The 17,708-nt window shown below is 59.2% G+C and carries 16 protein-coding genes and 1 tRNA gene; 9 read left to right on the forward strand and 8 right to left on the reverse strand.

Going from position 1 to position 17,708, the window contains the following annotated elements:
• The first annotated feature begins 143 nt into the window (after window positions 1-143).
• Window positions 144-1,388: an S-adenosylmethionine:tRNA ribosyltransferase-isomerase gene (locus tag LC531_RS14415; protein WP_223651379.1), complete on the forward strand. Its 1,245-nt coding sequence runs from the start codon at window positions 144-146 to the stop codon at window positions 1,386-1,388.
• A gap of 120 nt (window positions 1,389-1,508) precedes the next feature.
• Window positions 1,509-1,817 carry a hypothetical protein gene (locus tag LC531_RS14420; RefSeq protein WP_223651380.1) on the forward strand — a complete coding sequence of 103 codons (309 nt, stop codon included), beginning with the start codon at window positions 1,509-1,511 and terminating at the stop codon, window positions 1,815-1,817.
• Between the two features lie 59 nt (window positions 1,818-1,876).
• Here the strand turns inward: LC531_RS14420 and LC531_RS14425 are convergent, their stop codons facing one another.
• Window positions 1,877-2,125, reverse strand: coding sequence for a hypothetical protein (locus tag LC531_RS14425; RefSeq protein WP_223651382.1), 249 nt, complete (start codon window positions 2,123-2,125; stop codon window positions 1,877-1,879).
• 625 nt (window positions 2,126-2,750) lie between these two features.
• Between LC531_RS14425 and LC531_RS14430 the strand changes: the two genes are divergently transcribed.
• Window positions 2,751-3,449, forward strand: coding sequence for an acetyltransferase (locus LC531_RS14430; protein WP_223651384.1), 699 nt, complete (start codon window positions 2,751-2,753; stop codon window positions 3,447-3,449).
• A gap of 100 nt (window positions 3,450-3,549) precedes the next feature.
• A complete protein-coding gene (locus tag LC531_RS14435; RefSeq protein ID WP_223651386.1) occupies window positions 3,550-4,677 on the forward strand; it encodes a DegT/DnrJ/EryC1/StrS family aminotransferase in 1,128 nt (375 codons plus the stop codon).
• A gap of 11 nt (window positions 4,678-4,688) precedes the next feature.
• Here LC531_RS14435 and LC531_RS14440 read toward each other — a convergent pair whose 3' ends face one another.
• From LC531_RS14440 to atpD, 6 genes are all read right to left on the reverse strand, one after another.
• Entirely contained in the window at window positions 4,689-5,999 is a 1,311-nt protein-coding gene (locus LC531_RS14440; RefSeq protein ID WP_223651387.1) for a leucine-rich repeat-containing protein kinase family protein, read from the reverse strand.
• Window positions 6,000-6,094: 95 nt separating this feature from the next.
• Entirely contained in the window at window positions 6,095-6,790 is a 696-nt protein-coding gene (locus LC531_RS14445) for a membrane-associated protein (RefSeq protein ID WP_223651389.1), read from the reverse strand.
• A 211-nt stretch (window positions 6,791-7,001) separates the two neighbouring features.
• Entirely contained in the window at window positions 7,002-8,153 is a 1,152-nt protein-coding gene (locus tag LC531_RS14450) for a trans-sulfuration enzyme family protein (protein ID WP_223651391.1), read from the reverse strand.
• Window positions 8,154-8,276: 123 nt separating this feature from the next.
• Entirely contained in the window at window positions 8,277-9,401 is a 1,125-nt protein-coding gene (locus tag LC531_RS14455; RefSeq protein WP_223651393.1) for an AI-2E family transporter, read from the reverse strand.
• 157 nt (window positions 9,402-9,558) lie between these two features.
• Complete coding sequence (atpC, locus tag LC531_RS14460) at window positions 9,559-9,801, reverse strand: ATP synthase F1 subunit epsilon (RefSeq protein WP_223651395.1); 243 nt, start codon at window positions 9,799-9,801, stop codon at window positions 9,559-9,561.
• 85 nt (window positions 9,802-9,886) lie between these two features.
• On the reverse strand, window positions 9,887-11,389 hold the full coding sequence (gene atpD / locus LC531_RS14465) for a F0F1 ATP synthase subunit beta (RefSeq protein WP_223651397.1): 1,503 nt from the start codon (window positions 11,387-11,389) through the stop codon (window positions 9,887-9,889).
• 228 nt (window positions 11,390-11,617) lie between these two features.
• On the opposite strand from atpD, the gene LC531_RS14470 reads away from it, so the two are divergent.
• The 4 genes from LC531_RS14470 to pth all read left to right on the forward strand — a co-directional run bounded on the left by LC531_RS14470 (window position 11,618) and on the right by pth (window position 14,566).
• Window positions 11,618-11,690: transfer RNA gene (locus tag LC531_RS14470), tRNA-Gln, on the forward strand.
• A 201-nt stretch (window positions 11,691-11,891) separates the two neighbouring features.
• A complete protein-coding gene (locus LC531_RS14475) occupies window positions 11,892-12,821 on the forward strand; it encodes a ribose-phosphate pyrophosphokinase (RefSeq protein WP_223651400.1) in 930 nt (309 codons plus the stop codon).
• A 380-nt stretch (window positions 12,822-13,201) separates the two neighbouring features.
• Window positions 13,202-13,774: a 50S ribosomal protein L25/general stress protein Ctc gene (locus tag LC531_RS14480; RefSeq protein WP_223651402.1), complete on the forward strand. Its 573-nt coding sequence runs from the start codon at window positions 13,202-13,204 to the stop codon at window positions 13,772-13,774.
• 225 nt (window positions 13,775-13,999) lie between these two features.
• Entirely contained in the window at window positions 14,000-14,566 is a 567-nt protein-coding gene (gene pth / locus LC531_RS14485) for an aminoacyl-tRNA hydrolase (RefSeq protein WP_223651404.1), read from the forward strand.
• Window positions 14,567-14,641: 75 nt separating this feature from the next.
• Here the strand turns inward: pth and metG are convergent, their stop codons facing one another.
• Window positions 14,642-16,684: a methionine--tRNA ligase gene (metG, locus tag LC531_RS14490; RefSeq protein WP_223651406.1), complete on the reverse strand. Its 2,043-nt coding sequence runs from the start codon at window positions 16,682-16,684 to the stop codon at window positions 14,642-14,644.
• Window positions 16,685-16,942: 258 nt separating this feature from the next.
• Here metG and LC531_RS14495 point away from each other — a divergent pair, with 258 nt between their 5' ends.
• Entirely contained in the window at window positions 16,943-17,620 is a 678-nt protein-coding gene (locus LC531_RS14495; protein WP_223651408.1) for a hypothetical protein, read from the forward strand.
• Window positions 17,621-17,708 lie beyond the last annotated feature (88 nt).

Here is a 17,708-nt window from a genome sequence, read left to right on the forward strand (position 1 = left end):
GCCGAAAGTAATACCCCGGCGGCGCGAACTTTGCGGCGCGCATAGGGTGCGGGACTGGCTCCCGGCCGTCGTTGCTCAAAAACCCGAACGAAAGCAGTACCAATCGTTCAACGCCGGGCGGGGGCAAGCCCCGCACTCTACTTATGGACCCTCATCAGCTGCACATCCAGGATTTTCATTACGAGCTGCCCGCCGACCGCATCGCGCCCGAGCCGCTGGCCGACCGCGCCGCCAGCCGCCTGTTGGTGAGCCGCCGGGGCGTTATCTCGGATAAGACTTTCCGCGACTTGCCGGATGAGCTGCCGGCCGATAGTCTGCTCATTTTCAACGACACGCGGGTGGTGCGGGCGCGGCTGCTGGCCCAGCGGCCCACGGGCGGCGCGGTGGAGTTGTTTTGCCTGGAGCCGGTGGCCCCGCACCGCGCCTTGGAGCCAGCCTTGCAGCAAACCGGGGCCGCCACCTGGCGCTGCCTGGTGGGCAACGGCCGCCGCTGGAAAAGCGGCCCGGTGAGCCTCAGCTTCCAATTCGCGGGCCAGCCGGCTACCCTCTGGGCCGAGCGCCGGGCCCACGAGGCCAGCGGCGAAAGCCTGCTTGATTTCCGCTGGGAGCCGGCTTCGCTGCCCTTCGCCGAGGTGCTGCGGGCGGCCGGGCACCTGCCCCTACCCCCCTACCTGCACCGCGCCGCCACCCCCGCCGACGCCGTGCGCTACCAAACCGTGTACGCGGCCCACGAGGGGGCCGTGGCCGCGCCCACCGCCGGCCTGCACTTTACCCCCGAGCTGCTGGCCGAGCTGGCCGCCCGCGGCATTGCCACCGGGCAGCTGACGCTGCACGTGGGCGCGGGCACCTTCCAGCCCGTCAAGGCCGAGACGATGGCCGACCACCCCATGCACGCCGAGCCGATTATCGTGTCGGCCGGGCTACTGCGGCAGCTGCTGGCACACCGGCCGCGGCCGGTTATTGCGGTGGGCACCACCAGCTTGCGCACCCTGGAAAGCCTGTATTGGCTGGGGGCGGCGCTGGTGCGCGGCAGCCCTACCCCCGCCGCCGCGCTCGAAGTGAGCCAGTGGCAGCCCTACGCCGCCCTACCCCCCGGCGCGGCCGAGGTGCCGGCCGAAGCCGCTTTGCAAGCGCTGCTGGCCCACCTGGAGGCCACCGGCTCGGCGGCGGTGGAGGCAAGCACGCGGCTGCTCATTGCGCCTGGCTACCGCTTCCGGCTGGTGCAGGGGCTGATTACGAATTTTCATCAGCCCGAAAGCACGTTACTGCTGCTGGTGGCCGCCCTACTGGGGCCAGGCTGGCGCGCAGTGTATGCACACGCGCTGCGCCAGGGCTACCGGTTTTTGAGCTACGGCGACTCTTCGTTGCTACTGCCAGGCGCGGAGTAGAATTATTTCAGGATTTTCTTGTTTTTGGCACGGACTTTGAAAAGTTTTCGCCATCGAGAATGGCAACCCAGGCTGGGAGGCCGCGTAAAAGACCTCGAAAATACCTTTCCCCCTTTCGCCATGAAAAAAGTAATTCTGCTACTCGCCGCCTGCGCTTTCACCACCGTTTCTTTCGCCCAGACTGCCCCCACCACCGAAGTGAAGGTCCGCGATAATGGCACCAAGAAAGTAGTCACCAAAACCGGCAAAACCAACGTGGGCCAAGCCCTCGAAAACACGGCCGATGCGGCTGGCAATGTGGTTAGCAAAGCTGGCCACGCCGTGAAGCACGGTGCCAAGAAAGGTACCAAAGCTGTAAAAGGCACCAGTCTTAAGGCCAGCCGCAAGCTGAAGAAAGACACCCACAAAATGGACACCAAATCGGAATAGTGCTCTTTTTTATAAGGCATAAAAAAAAACCTGGCTTTGGCCAGGTTTTTTTTTATGCCTTATAAGTTGCTGAAAGCTTCATTAGTGGGCTTTTCGTGCAGCTCGTGCAGCACCTTTTCAATAATACTTTGCCCCAACAGGCTAACTCCGGCGTTGAGCACGACGAGAGCGGCGGTGCCGGCCGGCACCCAGGCAGCAGGTTCTTTTCTGGTTTTGAGTTCGGCGGCCCAGCCGACGAGGCAAGCACCAGCCCCGATGCCCAGCAATCCTACGGGTGCCAAGAGCAGCCATTTTTCTTTGTGTGTCATGGATAGTAGCGAAAGCAGATGATTTTTAAAAAGGAAAAACTAACAGGCCAGATAATATTACTTGTGCGGGGCTACCTGAGTTGCCACGCTACTTCTAACTCAGCTCTGAGGGCACGGTGAAAACTTAGTTTTGATGGGTAACACAACATTTTTCAGTCAGAATTTCAGCTCCAGACTTAGAAGAGTAGGGCTGTCGTTGGCAAAACTTACGCATCCTTGGCAGCATCTCTTCTTTTTGCAGAAGTCATTTAGCTGAGTATTATCATATATTTCATAAATAATATATTTACGAGCTCTTCATTAGTAGTTTTAGGGTTTCTGGCGCTTAAGACTGCTTTTTCTGCCGCCCCCAATTAGCTGTAATCCAACGATATTACTTGGATACTGGTGAGCACGTTCGCCTTTGGCGACTCGGCTCTTAGTACTTATACCAAGTGGCCAACCTGGTCGTACTCATTCGGGTAAATACTAAAAATGAACTTCGCGGCCTCGGTACCAGCCAGCACGATGAAATCTTGCTGGCCGCGTAAGGAGACTAGAATTTGACGTGCTTAAGCTGGAATGAGAGTGCATTTGTGCTAACGCATAATTTCTCATCCCAAATTCTTAGTTGCTAATTTCCCCCGTGACTCAGTTATTTTTTTCTGACTACGATATGCTGGCCGAGCCTGCCGGCGGCTTACCCCGGCCCCTTGCCATCGTGGGGGCGGGTGGGCTGGGACGGGAAACCGCCCTTTTAATCACGCAGCTCAACGCGGCCGGGGCCGGCTGGGACCTGCGCGGCTTTTACGACGACCGCCGCCCCGCCACCCCCATCGTAGGCGGCCTGCCCTACCTCGGCACCGTGGCCGCCCTGGCTGCCAGCCCTACCCCCCTGGCCGTGGCCGTGGCCGTGGGCAGCAGCGCCGGGCGGGCGGCCGTGGTGAGCCGGCTGGCCGCGCCGCACCTCTCGTTTCCGGCGCTGGTGCACCCGCAGGTGGCCCTGCGGCCCGAGCAGCGCCTTGTGCTGGGCGAGGGTTGCCTCGTGCAGCGCGGCTGCATCCTGACCTGCGACATTACCCTGGGCCGCTTCGTGCTGCTGAACCTAGGCTGCACCGTGGGCCACGATGCGGTGCTGGAAGATTTTTGCTCCCTCATGCCGCACGCCAACGTGGGCGGTGGGGCCCACCTCGAAACCGGCGCGTACCTGGGTACCAACGCCACAGTTATCCACCAGGTGCGAATAGGCGCGCACACCACCGTGGGGGCCGGGGCCGTGGCCGTGCGCGACCTACCCCCCGGCATCACCGCCGTAGGCGTACCGGCGAAGGCAATCAGCAAGTAGCAGTGGACAATCGGCAGTTAGCATTTTCAGGACGCCAACTGGCTCTTTCTTTGCAGCTGCTACTTGCCTAATTGTTCACTGCTACTTGCTAATTAAAAAGTTGGACCGCATTTACCTTTCGCCGCCGCACTTGGGCCGCCACGAGCTGAACTACCTGCTCAAAGCGGTGGAAGACAACTGGGTAGCGCCCGTGGGGCCGAACCTGGACGGCTTCGAGGCCGACATCTGCGCGGCGGTGGGCGTGCCCTACTGCGTAGCCCTGAGTTCGGGCACGGCGGCCTTGCACCTAGGGCTGCTGCTGCTGGGCGTGGGCCCCGGCGATGAAGTGCTGTGCCCCTCGTTTACGTTCGTGGCCACGGCCAACGCTATTCTCTACTGCGGGGCTACCCCCGTCTTCGTCGATAGCGAGGCCGAAACCTGGAACCTGTGCCCTGCGCGCCTGCGCGAGGCCATCAAGGACCGGCTCCGACTGGGTAAAAAGCCCAAGGCGCTGCTATTGGTGCACCTCTACGGAATGCCCGCCAAGCTGGCGGAAGTGCTGGCGCTGGCCGCTGAGTATGAGGTGCCCATTCTGGAAGATGCGGCCGAGGCGCTGGGTTCGCACTGGCAGCAGCAGCCGCTGGGCGGCTTCGGGCGGGTAGGCGTATTTTCGTTTAATGGGAATAAAATACTGACCACCAGCGGCGGCGGCGCGCTTGTAACCTACGACCGTGCGCTGGCTGCACGGGCGCGCTTCCTGGCCAGCCAGGCCAAGGACCCTGCCCCGCACTACCAGCACTCGGAGGTGGGCTATAACTACGGCCTTAGCAACCTGCTGGCCGGCATCGGGCGCGGCCAGATGGAGCTGCTACCCGACCGCGTGAAGCGCCGCCGCGAGATTTTCCAGTGGTACCAGGAGCACCTCGCCGGTCTGCCCGGCTTGGCCCTGGCCCCAAGTCCCGAGCCCGCCGGCAGCCACAGCAACCGCTGGCTCACGACCCTGCTGCTCGACCCCGAAGCCACCGCCGCTACCCCCGAAACCGTGCGCCAGCACCTCGAAACGCGCCACATCGAAAGCCGCCCGCTCTGGAAGCCACTGCACTTACAGCCGCTTTTCGCCGACGCGCCCATGTACGGCGGCGCGGTATGCGCCGGCCTGTTTGCCCGCGGCCTGTGCCTGCCCAGCGGCACCGCGATGGGCGACGACGAACTGCGCCGCGTGGCCAAAGCTTTGCACGAAATAGTATAGTAGGCTTAAGCCTACCCCATGCTCGCCAGCTCCTGCTCAATCTCAACAAACAGCGGTCGGCCGGCCACTTCCGGCAGCGTGCATCGCCGCTGCAAATTGGCTAGCGCGGCCAGCGCGGCTGGGTCGCCGGCCGGGCAGTGAGCCAGCAACTCTTCTAGCAGACAGCCAAAGGCGCGAGCTTCCAGGCGTTGCAAGGCCGAGGCGGCGGGGGCAGCGGGGTCGAAGAAGCTCGCCGCCCCAAAATCACCCAGCAGGCCGTCACCGGCCGGGGTAGCCAAAATATTGTGGGCGTATAAATCGCCGTGCAGAATGCCCTGCCCGTGCAAATGCGCCGTGGCTGCCGCGATGCCGCGGGCCAGGCGCACGACCGCCGCCAGCGTAAAGGTGGTGCCCGGCTCGTACACATCGCGGGTGCAGGTAGCCAGGCTGGGCGGCCCGGCCAGGTTGCCGTAGCTGGGGCTGATGAGGTCGAGCACCAGGCCCTCAGCCCCGGCCGGGTGCTGGCTAATTTTACCCTCGACCGCAATTAAATTGAGGTGGCGGCCGGCCCCGATGCAGGCCAGCATCTCGCTGTGGGGTAGGCCGTCGCTGGTCACCGCGCCTTTGAATACTTTCACAGCCACCTCGACTGGGGCGGCCCGCTGCCACCGCGCCCGGTAAATAACGCCCGACGCGCCCTCGCCCAACTGCTGCTCTAGCGCCAAATCGGGCCAGGGAATGTGGGCAATAGGGTGCCGCGCCACCGCCGCCGCCTCGGCCGCCGCGCCGAAAGGGTTGCCGGCGTAGGCCAGCCAGCTGAGGCGGGGTAGGGCCAGTAACCAGGCGGGTAATTCGGTTAGCTCGTTGGCGGCGATGCGCAGCAGCTCCAGGCGGGTGCAGTGAGCCAGCTCGGCGGGCAGGTGGCGGAGGCGGTTGCCGGCCAGCATCAGCTTTTGCAGCCGCCCACACCGGCCGATTTCGGGGGGTAGGGTTTCGAGCTGATTATCAGTGAGGATAAGCCAGCGCAGCGCGGGCGGCAGTGCGGCAGCTGGTAGCGTGCGGATTTTATTCGCCTTAAACCCCACCATGTGCAGCCGCGGGCACTGACCCAGCGCCTCGGGCAAGGCCGTAAATTCATTGTCAGAACAAAACAGTACTTCCAGCCGGTGCAGCCGGTCCAGGTCGGGGGGTAGGGCGCGGAGCTGATTCCCCGATAAATTCAGGATTTCCAGCGTGTCGGCGAGGTCGAATATCTCCTTAGGAAACTCGGTGAGGCCGGCTGAGAGGTCGAGGCGGCGCAGGCCGGCCAGCTTCCCGGCGCGGAGGTCTTCAAGCGTGTGCATGGCAGCAAAGGTCGGGCCGAGGGCCGGACTCCGGCGCTTCCTATGCTACCCCAGGGTTTATTGGGCTGGTTGCAGGGCATTAATCCCGAACCACTTTATTTGTAAGCGGGCAAAGCTATTCGTTGCTGAATTTCCGCAGCCTTAGGCACCGGCGCTACCGGGCGGACAAACAGTCGCCGCAGTAGCCAGTGGGTAGGCAAATAAAACACTACTAGCAGCGCCAGCATCCAGCCCAGCAGGTACACCGGGCCGGGCAGCCAGGTTTGGGTGTGGGCATCATCGAAGCCGAAAACGTAGTTGATATTGACCGGAATTTGCGGGTTGGGCAGCACGGTGCCAGCGGGGGGTAGCAAAAAGTAAGCTACCAGGCACAGACCCCAACCCAGGGCCGCCCAGGCCAGCAGGGCCCGGCGGTCGTAGCCCAGCCGTCGCACCAGAAAGAGCAGCAGAAACGGCAGCCACCCGTGGAAAAATGACAGCCCGCGTAAAAATAATGACCGTTGCGGGTCAAACATATACGCCGTGAGGCCGACCAGGTGAAAGCCAAATAGGGTCGCCACAAAATCGAAGCACCACAGCAGCTGCGGCACCAGAATGCCCACCGCCGCCATTGAGGCGGGTAGGGCGCGCTCGGTCCAGACGCTGACGAAGGCCAGCAGCAGCGCCACGTCGCAGAAATACAGGAAGTTGGTAGGGCCGTAGTGGCGGTAGTACACCGGCACCATAACCAGCAAAAAGGCGCTGAGCGTCAGCTTGAGCAGCAGTGGCAGGCGGGGCGAAGCGGGTAGCATAACGAAGGAAAAAAGGTGGAGCCGGCCCCGCCGCCAGTAGTGGCACTGCCGGGAAAGCGCTGCGAAATACGCGCCTCCCCGCTGCCCCCACACGCCTATTTTTTCCTTAGTCAGACTTTATTTTTCTATTCTTTTTAGAAATAATTATCTACTAGTCAATAATTTACCTATCATCTTATCCGACTTTTGCACGTAGTCCAAAAGGCCTGGCCTACCCTACCCCCAGCGCGTGCTCCAGGTCCACGAGCAGGTCGGCTACTTCCTCAATACCAACACTCAGGCGCAGCACGCCGGGCGTGATGCCCAGCGCTGCCCGCTGGGCCGGCGTGAGGCCGCGGTGCGAGGTGGCGGCCGGGTACGAGCACGACGACTGCACGCCCGCCAGCGACGGGGCCAGCGGGAAAAGCTTGGTTTTCTGAATAAACGCATCCACGGCTGCCGCCGAGTCGTCGGCTAGCCGCACCGAGAGCATCCCGCCAAACAGGCCGCCCAGCAGCTCGTGGGCCGCCAGGTCGTGGCCGGGATGACTAGTCAGGCCGGGGTAGAAAACCTGGGCCACGGCCGGGCTGTCGGCCAGGAAGCGGGCCACAGTCATGGCGTTTTCGGAGTGTTGGCGCATCCGTAGGCGCAGGGTTTTCAAGCCGCGCACGGCCAGCCAGCTATCGAGCGGGGCCAGCATGAGGCCGAGATTAGTGGCTATCTGGCGCAGGCGCTGGCCAATGGCCGGGTCGCGGGCTACCACTACCCCCGCCGTCACGTCGGAGTGGCCGGCCAGGTACTTGGTGGCCGAGTGCCACACCATATCGGCTCCCCAACTCAGGGGCGTGGTGAGAATAGGTGAAGTAAACGAGCTGTCAATCAGCAATAAAATGCCTTCGGCCTGGCAGGCCTGAGCCAAGCGCGGGCCGTCGAGCACTACCAGCAGCGGGTTGCTGAGTACTTCGGCCAGCACCAGCTTGGTAGTGGGGCGGCGGTGGCGGGCCACGTCGTAGAGGTCGGCCAGCGGCACGTAGCTCGTTTCGATGCCCAGGCGGGCCAGCTCCTTAGAAAGCAGTACCACTGAGCCGCCATACAGCTCGGCGGGGCATAGCACGTGGTCGCCGGCCTGGCAGGTGGCCAGCACGGCGGCCAGCAGCCCGGCCAGGCCCGCGCCGGTGGCTACCCCCCCGCCGGCCGCGCCTTCGAGCCGGGCCACTTCGGCCACCAGCTCGTCGGAGTTGGGGTGCTCGGAGCGCGAGTAGCCGTAGCGCCCCCCGTGGTCGGGGGCAGTATAGTATTCTTCCAGCTCGGCCAGCGAACTGAATTTGAAAACCGACGTTTGAAAAATCGGGGTGACTTTTGGGTGAATCGTGGTCAGGTCCATAGGTGGGGCGCACTACCTGCGCCCGATTGTGGGGCCGGCACGCGCGCAGTCGGAAGCAATATTAAGGCCTCCGGCCAGAAACGGGCGCGCACTGACCCACTCAACCGGGCACCGCGCCCCTACTTACTGGGTGCGGCGTACTTCGCTGGCTTCGTCTCGCACCTGGGTAGCCATCTCAATCACCTGCTCGGCTTTGCTCACCACCGATTCGGGCATGAGGTGCCGCAATGCCACGTTTTCGCGGGCAAATACCTGCATTAGCACGATGAAGTAGGAGAGTAGCAGCGGCCCAATAACCAGCCCTACGATGCCAAAAATCTCCACGCCCAGCGTTAAGCCTACCAGCGTTACCCAGGGGTGAATATCGCCCATGTACTTGGCCAGCCAGATGCGCAGCAGGTTGTCGATATTGATGATAATCACGCAGCCAACTATCAGAATTCCAATGGCCTGGCTCGTTTGGCCCTGGGTAAACTGGTAGATGGCCGCCGGCCCCCACACCAATGGTGTACCCAGCACCGGAATAAAGGCCACGAAGAAGGCAATAACCGTCCAGAAAAGGGGGGTGGGAACCCCAAATATCCAGAGCGTCGCGCCCGTCAGCAGGCCTTGCACCAACGCTACCAGGCCCTGGCCCAGCACATTGGCGTTCACGTTATTGCGCAGTGATTCGCTCAGCTCTTCCATCGTTTTGTCGCGGAAGGGCAGGTAGCGGTGCAGCCCGGCCAAAAACGCCTCTTCTTGTGTGAAGAGGTAGTAGAGCGTAAATAGCATCAGTCCCACGATGACAATAATGTTGAGCACGCTGCTGGCCAGCGTCGGTATCCACTGACTCACCCTGGTGGCTCCCTGCTGTAATAGCTGGCGCACCTGGGTCTGCTGCGTCACCTGCATCCCAAGTTTGCGCTCAATGCCCTGCACAGTAGTCAGTATTTGGTCGGTATTCTGGGCCAGCTCGCGTACCCGGTCAATGAGCAGCGACGAAAGCGCGAAAAACGGGATAATCAGCACCACCACTGCAAACAACAGCAGCAGCACCGTTACAAGGGTGCGGTTCCAGTGCCGCCGGTGCACCAAGGACGTAAACCACGGCCGTAGCACCACATACAGAATACCAGCCCCCAAAAAGGCCGTCAGGTATTGCAGCAGGCCAAACAGTGCCAGCATTCCTAGCACTATCAGTGTCACGATGAGGAGCAGGTAACGCTGGCGCGGGGTATAGATATTGGTATCAGCAGTGGAGGACATAAAGTAAATTTCGGGCAGAAAACGAATGAGTATCTGCTGAACGAAAAAACGTCGCCAATGGCTAATGCAAAACGGAGAGCCCTCCGTTTCCGCGCCAACGAGCTGGTCGTTCAGCGGGAAACGGAGGGCTCTCCGTTCTACAAATCAGCTTATTTACTTATGCCGAAGCCGATTCGGCCAATACGGTTACCTGGTTGCGCAGCACTTCCACGATGCCGCCGCTGATGTGAAACGTGCCGCCGCCCGCGCCCGTCACCGTCACGTCGCCGGCCTTCAGCGCCGCAATAAGCGGCGCGTGGTTGTTGAGCACCTCAAACGAGCCGTCGGTGCCCGGAAACCGCACCGACGTAGCTTCGCCCTCGTACACTTTCCGGTCGGGCGTGATGATTTCTACGTGCATAACTCTTTAGTTAAGAGTTAAAGGTTAAGAGTTAAGAATTAACAGTTGAACGACAACTCTCACTTCTTAACTCTCAACTCTTAACTTATTGGGCTTCTGCCATCAGGCGCTCGCCCTTGGCCACGGCATCCTCGATATTACCCACCAAGTTGAAGGCCGACTCGGGTAGGTGGTCGTACTTGCCGTCGATGATTTCGTTGAAGCCCTTAATGGTATCCTTAATGTCTACCAGCACGCCTTTGAGGCCCGTAAACTGCTCAGCCACGAAGAAGGGCTGCGACAGGAAGCGCTGCACGCGGCGGGCGCGGTTCACGGTCTGCTTGTCTTCCTCCGAAAGCTCGTCCATCCCCAGAATAGCGATGATGTCCTGCAACTCCTTGTAGCGCTGCAAAATCTCCTTCACGCGCTGCGCGGTGTCGTAGTGCTCGGCCCCGAGGATGGTGGCATCCAGGATGCGCGAGGTCGAGTCCAGCGGGTCAACGGCGGGGTAGATGCCCAGCTCGGCGATTTTGCGGCTCAGTACCGTGGTGGCGTCCAAGTGGGCAAAGGTGTTGGCCGGGGCCGGGTCGGTTAGGTCGTCGGCCGGCACGTACACGGCTTGCACTGAGGTAATAGAGCCGCGCTTGGTCGAGGTAATGCGTTCCTGCATAGCGCCCATCTCAGTAGCCAGGGTAGGCTGGTAGCCCACCGCCGAAGGCATCCGGCCCAGCAAGGCCGATACTTCGGAGCCCGCCTGCGTGAAGCGGAAGATGTTGTCAATAAAGAACAGGATGTCGCGGCCGGCCCCGGTGCCGTCGCCATCGCGGAAGCTCTCGGCGATAGTCAGGCCCGAGAGGGCCACGCGGGCGCGGGCTCCGGGCGGCTCGTTCATCTGCCCGAACACGAGGGTAGCCTGCGATTTTTCCATCTCGGCCATGTCCACTTTGCTCAGGTCCCAGCCGCCTTCTTCCATCGAGTGCTTGAAGGCGTCGCCGTAGCGGATAATATTGGCCTCAATAAATTCGCGCAGCAGGTCGTTGCCCTCGCGGGTGCGCTCCCCTACCCCCGCAAATACCGACAGGCCCGAGTAAGCCTTGGCTACGTTGTTGATAAGCTCTTGAATCAGTACGGTTTTGCCCACGCCAGCTCCGCCAAACAGGCCAATCTTACCACCCTTTACGTAGGGCGCGAGCAAGTCAATTACCTTGATGCCGGTGAAGAAAACCTCCGACGAGGTAGCCAGGTCCTCAAAAGCCGGGGCGCTGCGGTGAATGGGCAGCCCACCGGTGCTTTTGGGCTGCGGAATGCCGTCAATCGCCTCGCCAATAACGTTGAACAGGCGGCCCTTCACGCCGTCGCCGGTCGGCATCGTGATGGGGTGGCCCAGGTTACGAACGGCTGCCCCGCGGGTCATGCCCTCCGTCGAGTCCATTGCGATGGTGCGCACCCGGTCTTCGCCTAGGTGCTGTTGGCACTCCAGCATCACTACCTGGCCGTTTTCCTTGGTTACCTCCAGAGCGTCGAAGATATTAGGCAGGTCGCTTTCGCCCGCAAAGCTCACGTCCACCACGGGGCCGATAATCTGGGTGATTTTGCCCGAATTCGCCATTTGTTTAAGTTTTGCTGGGTTTTAGTAAATTACGTTTATTTCAGGGTGCAAAAGTACGCCTCAAACCCGTCTTTTCAAAGCTGTAGCCAAGATGAACTCCGCCCCTACCCCCGCCGGCCCGCCCGAAGCCTGCGGGCGCTTTCCCGAAAAAAAATTACGCAGTCGCTTGCCTCGTATTATTCTTTTAGTACCTTTGCAGCCCCGAACGGCAGATGCCCGCCGGGAATCTGTCCGATGGTGTAACTGGCAACACGCTTGATTTTGATTCAAGAAAGTCCAGGTTCGAGCCCTGGTCGGACAACGACACTGCTCGATAACTTTAGCAAAGGCGCTGGCTGCTCCCCTTCGGGAGTAAGCCAGCGCCTTTCGCTTTTTAGCCCAACATGTGCGATAAGCTTTAGCTTGCCGTTTGGAGTACTGACCTTTCCTTTCACCCCACAAGCCAGCAAGCTGCAGCGTACCCTACGCCTCCCGGCGAGCTACAGCTTACCATACTTACTCTATGGACCCGCACGTTAAACTATTTGCCGGCAGCGCCTCCCAGGTGCTGGGCCGTAAAATCGCCGCTGCTTACGGCCAGCCCCTGGGCGACCTCACCATCCAGCGCTTTGCCGACAGCGAGCTGGGCCCGAGCTTCGATGAGAGCGTGCGCGGCTGCGAGGTGTTCCTCATCCAGAGTACCTACCCCCCTTCCGAGCACCTGATGGAGCTGATGCTGATGGTGGATGCCTGCAAGCGCGCCTCGGCCCACAAAGTTAATATCGTGATGCCCTACATGGGCTACGCCCGCCAGGACCGCAAGGACAAGCCCCGCGTGAGCATTGGGGCCAAGGTGGTGGCCAACATCATTCAGAGCGTGGGCACTGACCGCCTGATGACCTGCGACCTGCACGCGGGCCAGATTCAGGGCTTTTTTGATATCCCGGTGGACCACCTCGACGGAGCCACCGTTACGGCTCCTTATATAAAGTCCTTGAACCTCGAAAACCTGCTGTTCGCCTCACCCGATGTAGGAGGGGTAGTGCGCACCCGCGCCTTCGCCAAGAAGTTTGGGGCCGAGATTGTAGTCTGCGATAAGATGCGCCTGCGGGCCAATGAAATCGCCTCTATGCAGGTCATCGGCGACGTGAAGGGCATGGACGTAGTGTTTGTGGACGACATGGTGGACACGGCCGGCACCATCTGCAAAGCTGCCGACCTAGTGATGGAGCGCGGAGCCAATTCGGTGCGCGCCGTTATTACGCACCCGCTGCTGAGTGGCCCGGCGCACGCCCGCATCCGCGCCTCGCAGCTCACTGAATTGATTACGACCGATACCATTCCGCAGCGCGAGGAAAACGAGAAGGTGCGGGTGATTTCGCTGGCTCCATTGTTTGCCGCTGCCATTCGCAACGTGGTAACGCACGAGAGCATCAGCTCGCTATTTGGGTAGGAGCTAGAATAACTGGCATTTTCTACGAGTTATTCCGAGTTAAACGCATTTTCCAGCACAGCTGATGTTTTTCGGAGTCTTTCTCCTACTAATACCCATTATCTTCTTCGGTTGGCTTTACTGGGCGTTTTTACCTGGGTCGTTTAAACAGGGATTTTCTCGGCTACTAAAAAGCATTGTTGCGCTGCTTGTACTTTGTTTGTTTTGCTGGCTTTTGTCCATTTGGGCTGAAGTGAGAGAGCTATAGGGAGACCCGAAGGACGTAGAGAAAAACGATTCTTGCTTTGAATACTTGTCATTTTCTTGCTAAACCCCTACCTTTGCGGCCCGTTTCGGCAAAGGTTGCCGGGCGGCTAATTCATTCCAAATCAACTTCTTTTATGAAAAGCCTGGAGATTGTAGGGTTTAAAAGAGCGAATCTCGGCAAGACGGACGCCAAGGCGCTGCGCCTTGACGCGCAAGTGCCGTGCGTACTGTACGGCGGCAAGGACTCGGTGCATTTTTCGGTGCCCGCCATCCTGTTCCGCGAATTGCTATATACCCCGGAGGCCCACATCGTGGACCTGAACGTAGAAGGCAGCCACTACCGCGCTATCGTGCAGGAAGCCCAGTTTCACCCCGTGAACGAGATGCTGCTGCACGTGGATTTCCTGGAGCTTCAGGACGGCAAAGAGGTGAAAATGGATATTCCCGTAAAGTACGTGGGCGTGTCGCCGGGCGTGCTTGCCGGTGGCAAGCTGGCCAGCAAGCTGCGCAAGCTCAAGGTGAAGGCTTCGGCCGAAAACCTGCCCGACTACGTGGAAGTTGACATCAGCACCCTGGAGCTGGGCAAGTCGGTGAAAGTAGGCGCGGTGAAGCCCACTACCTACACTATCCTGACCAGCGCGCAGGCCCCAATTGCCACCGTTACCATCCCGCGCGCCCTGAAAGGCGAGATAGCTGGTGCCAAGTAAGACCACAGATTCAAACGGATTTAACGGATTACGCAGATACGCCGCTGACGCCGCTGACTTGTGTTGAGTAACGTTAGACTGTTTGAATACTTTAGTAAATCGAAATAAAAAAGGCTGCTTAGTAAGCAGCCTTTTTTATGTGCGAAGCGCACATTTCCAACTCTCAACGTAAAGCCAGCCGCGTCAGCGGCGTATCTGCGTAATCCGTTAAATCCGTTTGAATCTGTGGTCTTCTTAGTGCTTTGCCTCGGGAATATCGGCCCTGAATACGCCGACACGCGCCATAATATTGGCTTTATGGTGGCCGATTATTTGGCCGCTAAATTCGACGCGCCGCGCTTTGCGCTGGGCCGTCACGCTTTTACCACGGAGTTTAAGAGCAAAGGCCGCACCTACGTGCTGGTGAAGCCGACCACCTTTATGAACCTCAGCGGCAAGGCCGCCGCGCACTGGCTGAGCACGCTCAAAATTCCGGTTGAGAATATGCTGGTCGTGACCGACGACCTGGCCCTACCCTTCGGGAAATTGCGCATGAAGGGCCAAGGCTCGGCCGGCGGGCATAATGGGTTAAAAGACATTCAGGCCACGCTGGGCACTGATGTATACGCCCGGCTGCGCTTCGGCGTAGACGCGAATTTTCCGAAGGGTAGGCAAGTGGATTACGTGCTCAATTCTTTCTCGGCAGATGAGCGCATTGACTTGCCAACCCACATCGAAAAGGCGGGCGAGGCCGTGCTGGCTTTCGGCGCGCTGGGTTTGGAGCGCACGATGAACTTAGTGAATGTAAAGTAATTCATCAGCACAATAAAAACTGTCATGTTCTGACAAGCTCAGCATGACGGTCTTTATTGCCCTAATAACTGCTGCTTACAACACGCTACTGCCGTTGCGCACGGCGCTGCCGGGCTGCATGAGCGCCAGGGTGCCGTCGGCATTTTCGGCCAGCAGCAACATACCCTGGCTTTGAATACCTTTAATTTCGCGGGGTGCGAGGTTTAATAAAACCATTGCCTGCTGGCCAATTAGTGCTTCGGGGATAAATGACTCCGCGATACCGCTCACGATAGTGCGTTGGTCGAGGCCCGTATCAATAGTCAGCTTTAATAATTTCTTGGTTTTAGCGACTTTTTCGGCAGCCACGATAGTACCGACACGCAAGTCCATTTTGCCAAATTCATCGAAGCTCACGTTTTCCTTGGCCGCCACGATGGGGGTAGCGGCCAGCGCGTTGGCCTGCTTGGTATCGAGCAGTTTTTGCACCTGCGTTTGCACCACAGCATCGTCAATCTTGGCGAAAAGCAGCGCCGGCTCGCGCAACTCGTGGCCAGCGGGCAGCTGCTCAGCGCGTCCCGCACTCTGCCAGTCGCCGGACTCAAAATCAAGCATTTGGGCCAGCTTAACTGCCGACTCGGGCAGGAAGGGCGTGAGCAGCGGCACCAGCGCGGCGGTCACTTGCAGCGCCACGTGCAGCACCGTGCCAGTGCGGGCAGCGTCGGTCTTGATGAGGTGCCAGGGCTGCGTATCGGCCAGGTATTTATTACCGAGGCGGGCCAGGTTCATCACCTCGGCCAAGGCATCGCGGAAACGGTAATTCTCAATAAGGTCGCCCACCCGCACCGGAAACTCGGCCAACTGCCGGAAAACTTCCTCATCTACTTCCATTAGCTGGCCGCGTTCGGGCACTTTGCCCTCAAAAAACTTCTGGGTGAGTACGGCGGCACGGTTCACAAAATTACCGAGGGTAGCGACCAATTCGTTATTATTCCGGGCCTGGAAGTCCTTCCAGGTGAAGTCGTTATCCTTAGTTTCGGGCGCATTAGCGCACAGCACGTAGCGCAATACGTCGGCCTGACCGGGGAAATCCTGCAAATATTCATGCAGCCACACCGCCCAGTTGCGCGAAGTGCTAATTTTCTCGCCTTCCAGGTTTAAAAACTCATTGGCAGGCACATTATCGGGTAAAATAAACTCGCTGTGCGCCTTTAGCATTACCGGAAAAATAATGCAATGAAAAACAATATTATCCTTGCCAATAAAATGCACCAGTTTGGTGTTGGGGTCTTTCCAGTATTTTTCCCACTCCTCCGGGAATGCTTCCTTGGTGGCCGAGATGTAGCCAATGGGCGCGTCGAACCACACGTACAGCACTTTACCTTCGGCTCCGGGCACCGGTACGGGCACGCCCCAGTCGAGGTCGCGGGTCACGGCGCGGGCGTGTAGGCCCTGGTCAATCCAGGATTTGCACTGGCCGTAGACGTTGGTTTTCCAGTCGTTTTTGTGGCCCTCAATTATCCACTCGCGCAGCCAGGGCTCGTATTGGTCGAGGGGCAGAAACCAGTGCCGGGTATCGCGCAGCACCGGCGTGTTGCCGCTAAGCATCGAGCGCGGGCTGATTAACTCCGTGGGGCTGAGCGATGTGCCGCAGCGCTCGCACTGGTCGCCGTAGGCATTTTCGTTGCCGCAGTTGGGGCAGGTACCTACCACGTAGCGGTCGGCTAGAAACTGGCCGGCCTGCTCATCATACAGCTGCTGAGTAGTTTGCTCGATGAATTTACCATCGGCGTATAATTTCTTGAAAAACTCGCTCGAAACCTCGGCGTGCGTTTTCGAGGAGGTGCGCGAATACACGTCGAACGACACGTTGAAATCGCGGAATGAATCCCGAATCAGCGCGTGGTATTTATCCACCACCTGCTGGGGCGTAATACCTTCTTTCTGCGCCCGAATGGTAATGGGTACGCCGTGCTCGTCGGAGCCGCAAATAAATTTTACGTCGCGGTGTTGGGCGCGCAGATAGCGCGCGTAAATATCGGCCGGTAAATACACGCCGGCCAGATGGCCAATGTGCACGGGGCCATTGGCATAGGGTAGGGCGGCCGTAACCGTATAGCGCTGAGGTAGTAAAGTCATCAGGTAATTGAAACGACTGCGGGATATTTTACCAATAAAAAATATCCGAAAAATTAAAATTATTAAGCGTCCGGCGTATACTTGCGTGGGCGGCCATGAAGAGAGTTAGCAGTTTAGGAGAAAAACAACTTGGATTTAGGGTGTAATTCCAACAAAATAGGCTGACTTGCGTTTGTGCTTTTACTTAATTATCAGCCTAAAAGAAACAATCTAACTACTACGTTTTCACCACCTTTACTTTTTAAAACTTACTTTCTCATGGCAAAGAAAAATGCCGCCGCCACTGTTGAAGCGCCTGCCGCCAAAACCAAGCGCACCCCGCAGGAAAAAGCCGAGCGTAAGTCGGCCAAAGATGGCCGCCGGGCTACCAAAACCCTAACCGACGACCGCGCTGAGAAAAAAGCCAGCCAGAAACAAACCCTAAAGTCGGCTGCCAAGCAGCTGCAAAAGGAGTTGGACGCCCGCATGAGCGAAATAGTATCGCGCATCCGCAAAGAAACGAAGGCCAAGCTGAAAGAAGTAGTGAAGGAGGCCACGCGCCGCCTCGACGTCGATACTGAGCGCATGTTTGAGCAGGCGCTACACACCATCGTGCGCCACTACGACTCTATCGCACCGGGTAGCCCTACCCCCTCCGCCGAGCTGAATGCCAATGGCGAAGCTACCGGTGATACGCCAGCCAAAAATTCAGGGCTTAATAAGAATGGTGCCCCGCGCAAGGCACGCAAAATTAAAACGACTCCCGAAGCCGCACCTACAAAGCGCGCCGCCCGCCCAACGGCAGCCAAAACCGTAGCTCCTACCCCAGCGACGAGCCGCGCCGGTCGCGGCCCCGGCCGCCCTAAGCGTGCAGCGTCTTCAGCCGAAATAGGTACTCTCGATTTGAGCACGCCCGTAGCTACGGCCAACGACAGCGTGGCGGTAGATAACGTATAACGCAATCAAGCAATTAGCCGCTAACTTCTATGCTGACTTAACACTGTTTTGTCAGCATAAGAGCTAGCGGCTAATTGCTTAGAGAGAG

It is taken from the genome of Hymenobacter psoromatis, from assembly GCF_020012125.1.
In the GTDB taxonomy this organism is placed as follows: domain Bacteria; phylum Bacteroidota; class Bacteroidia; order Cytophagales; family Hymenobacteraceae; genus Hymenobacter; species Hymenobacter psoromatis.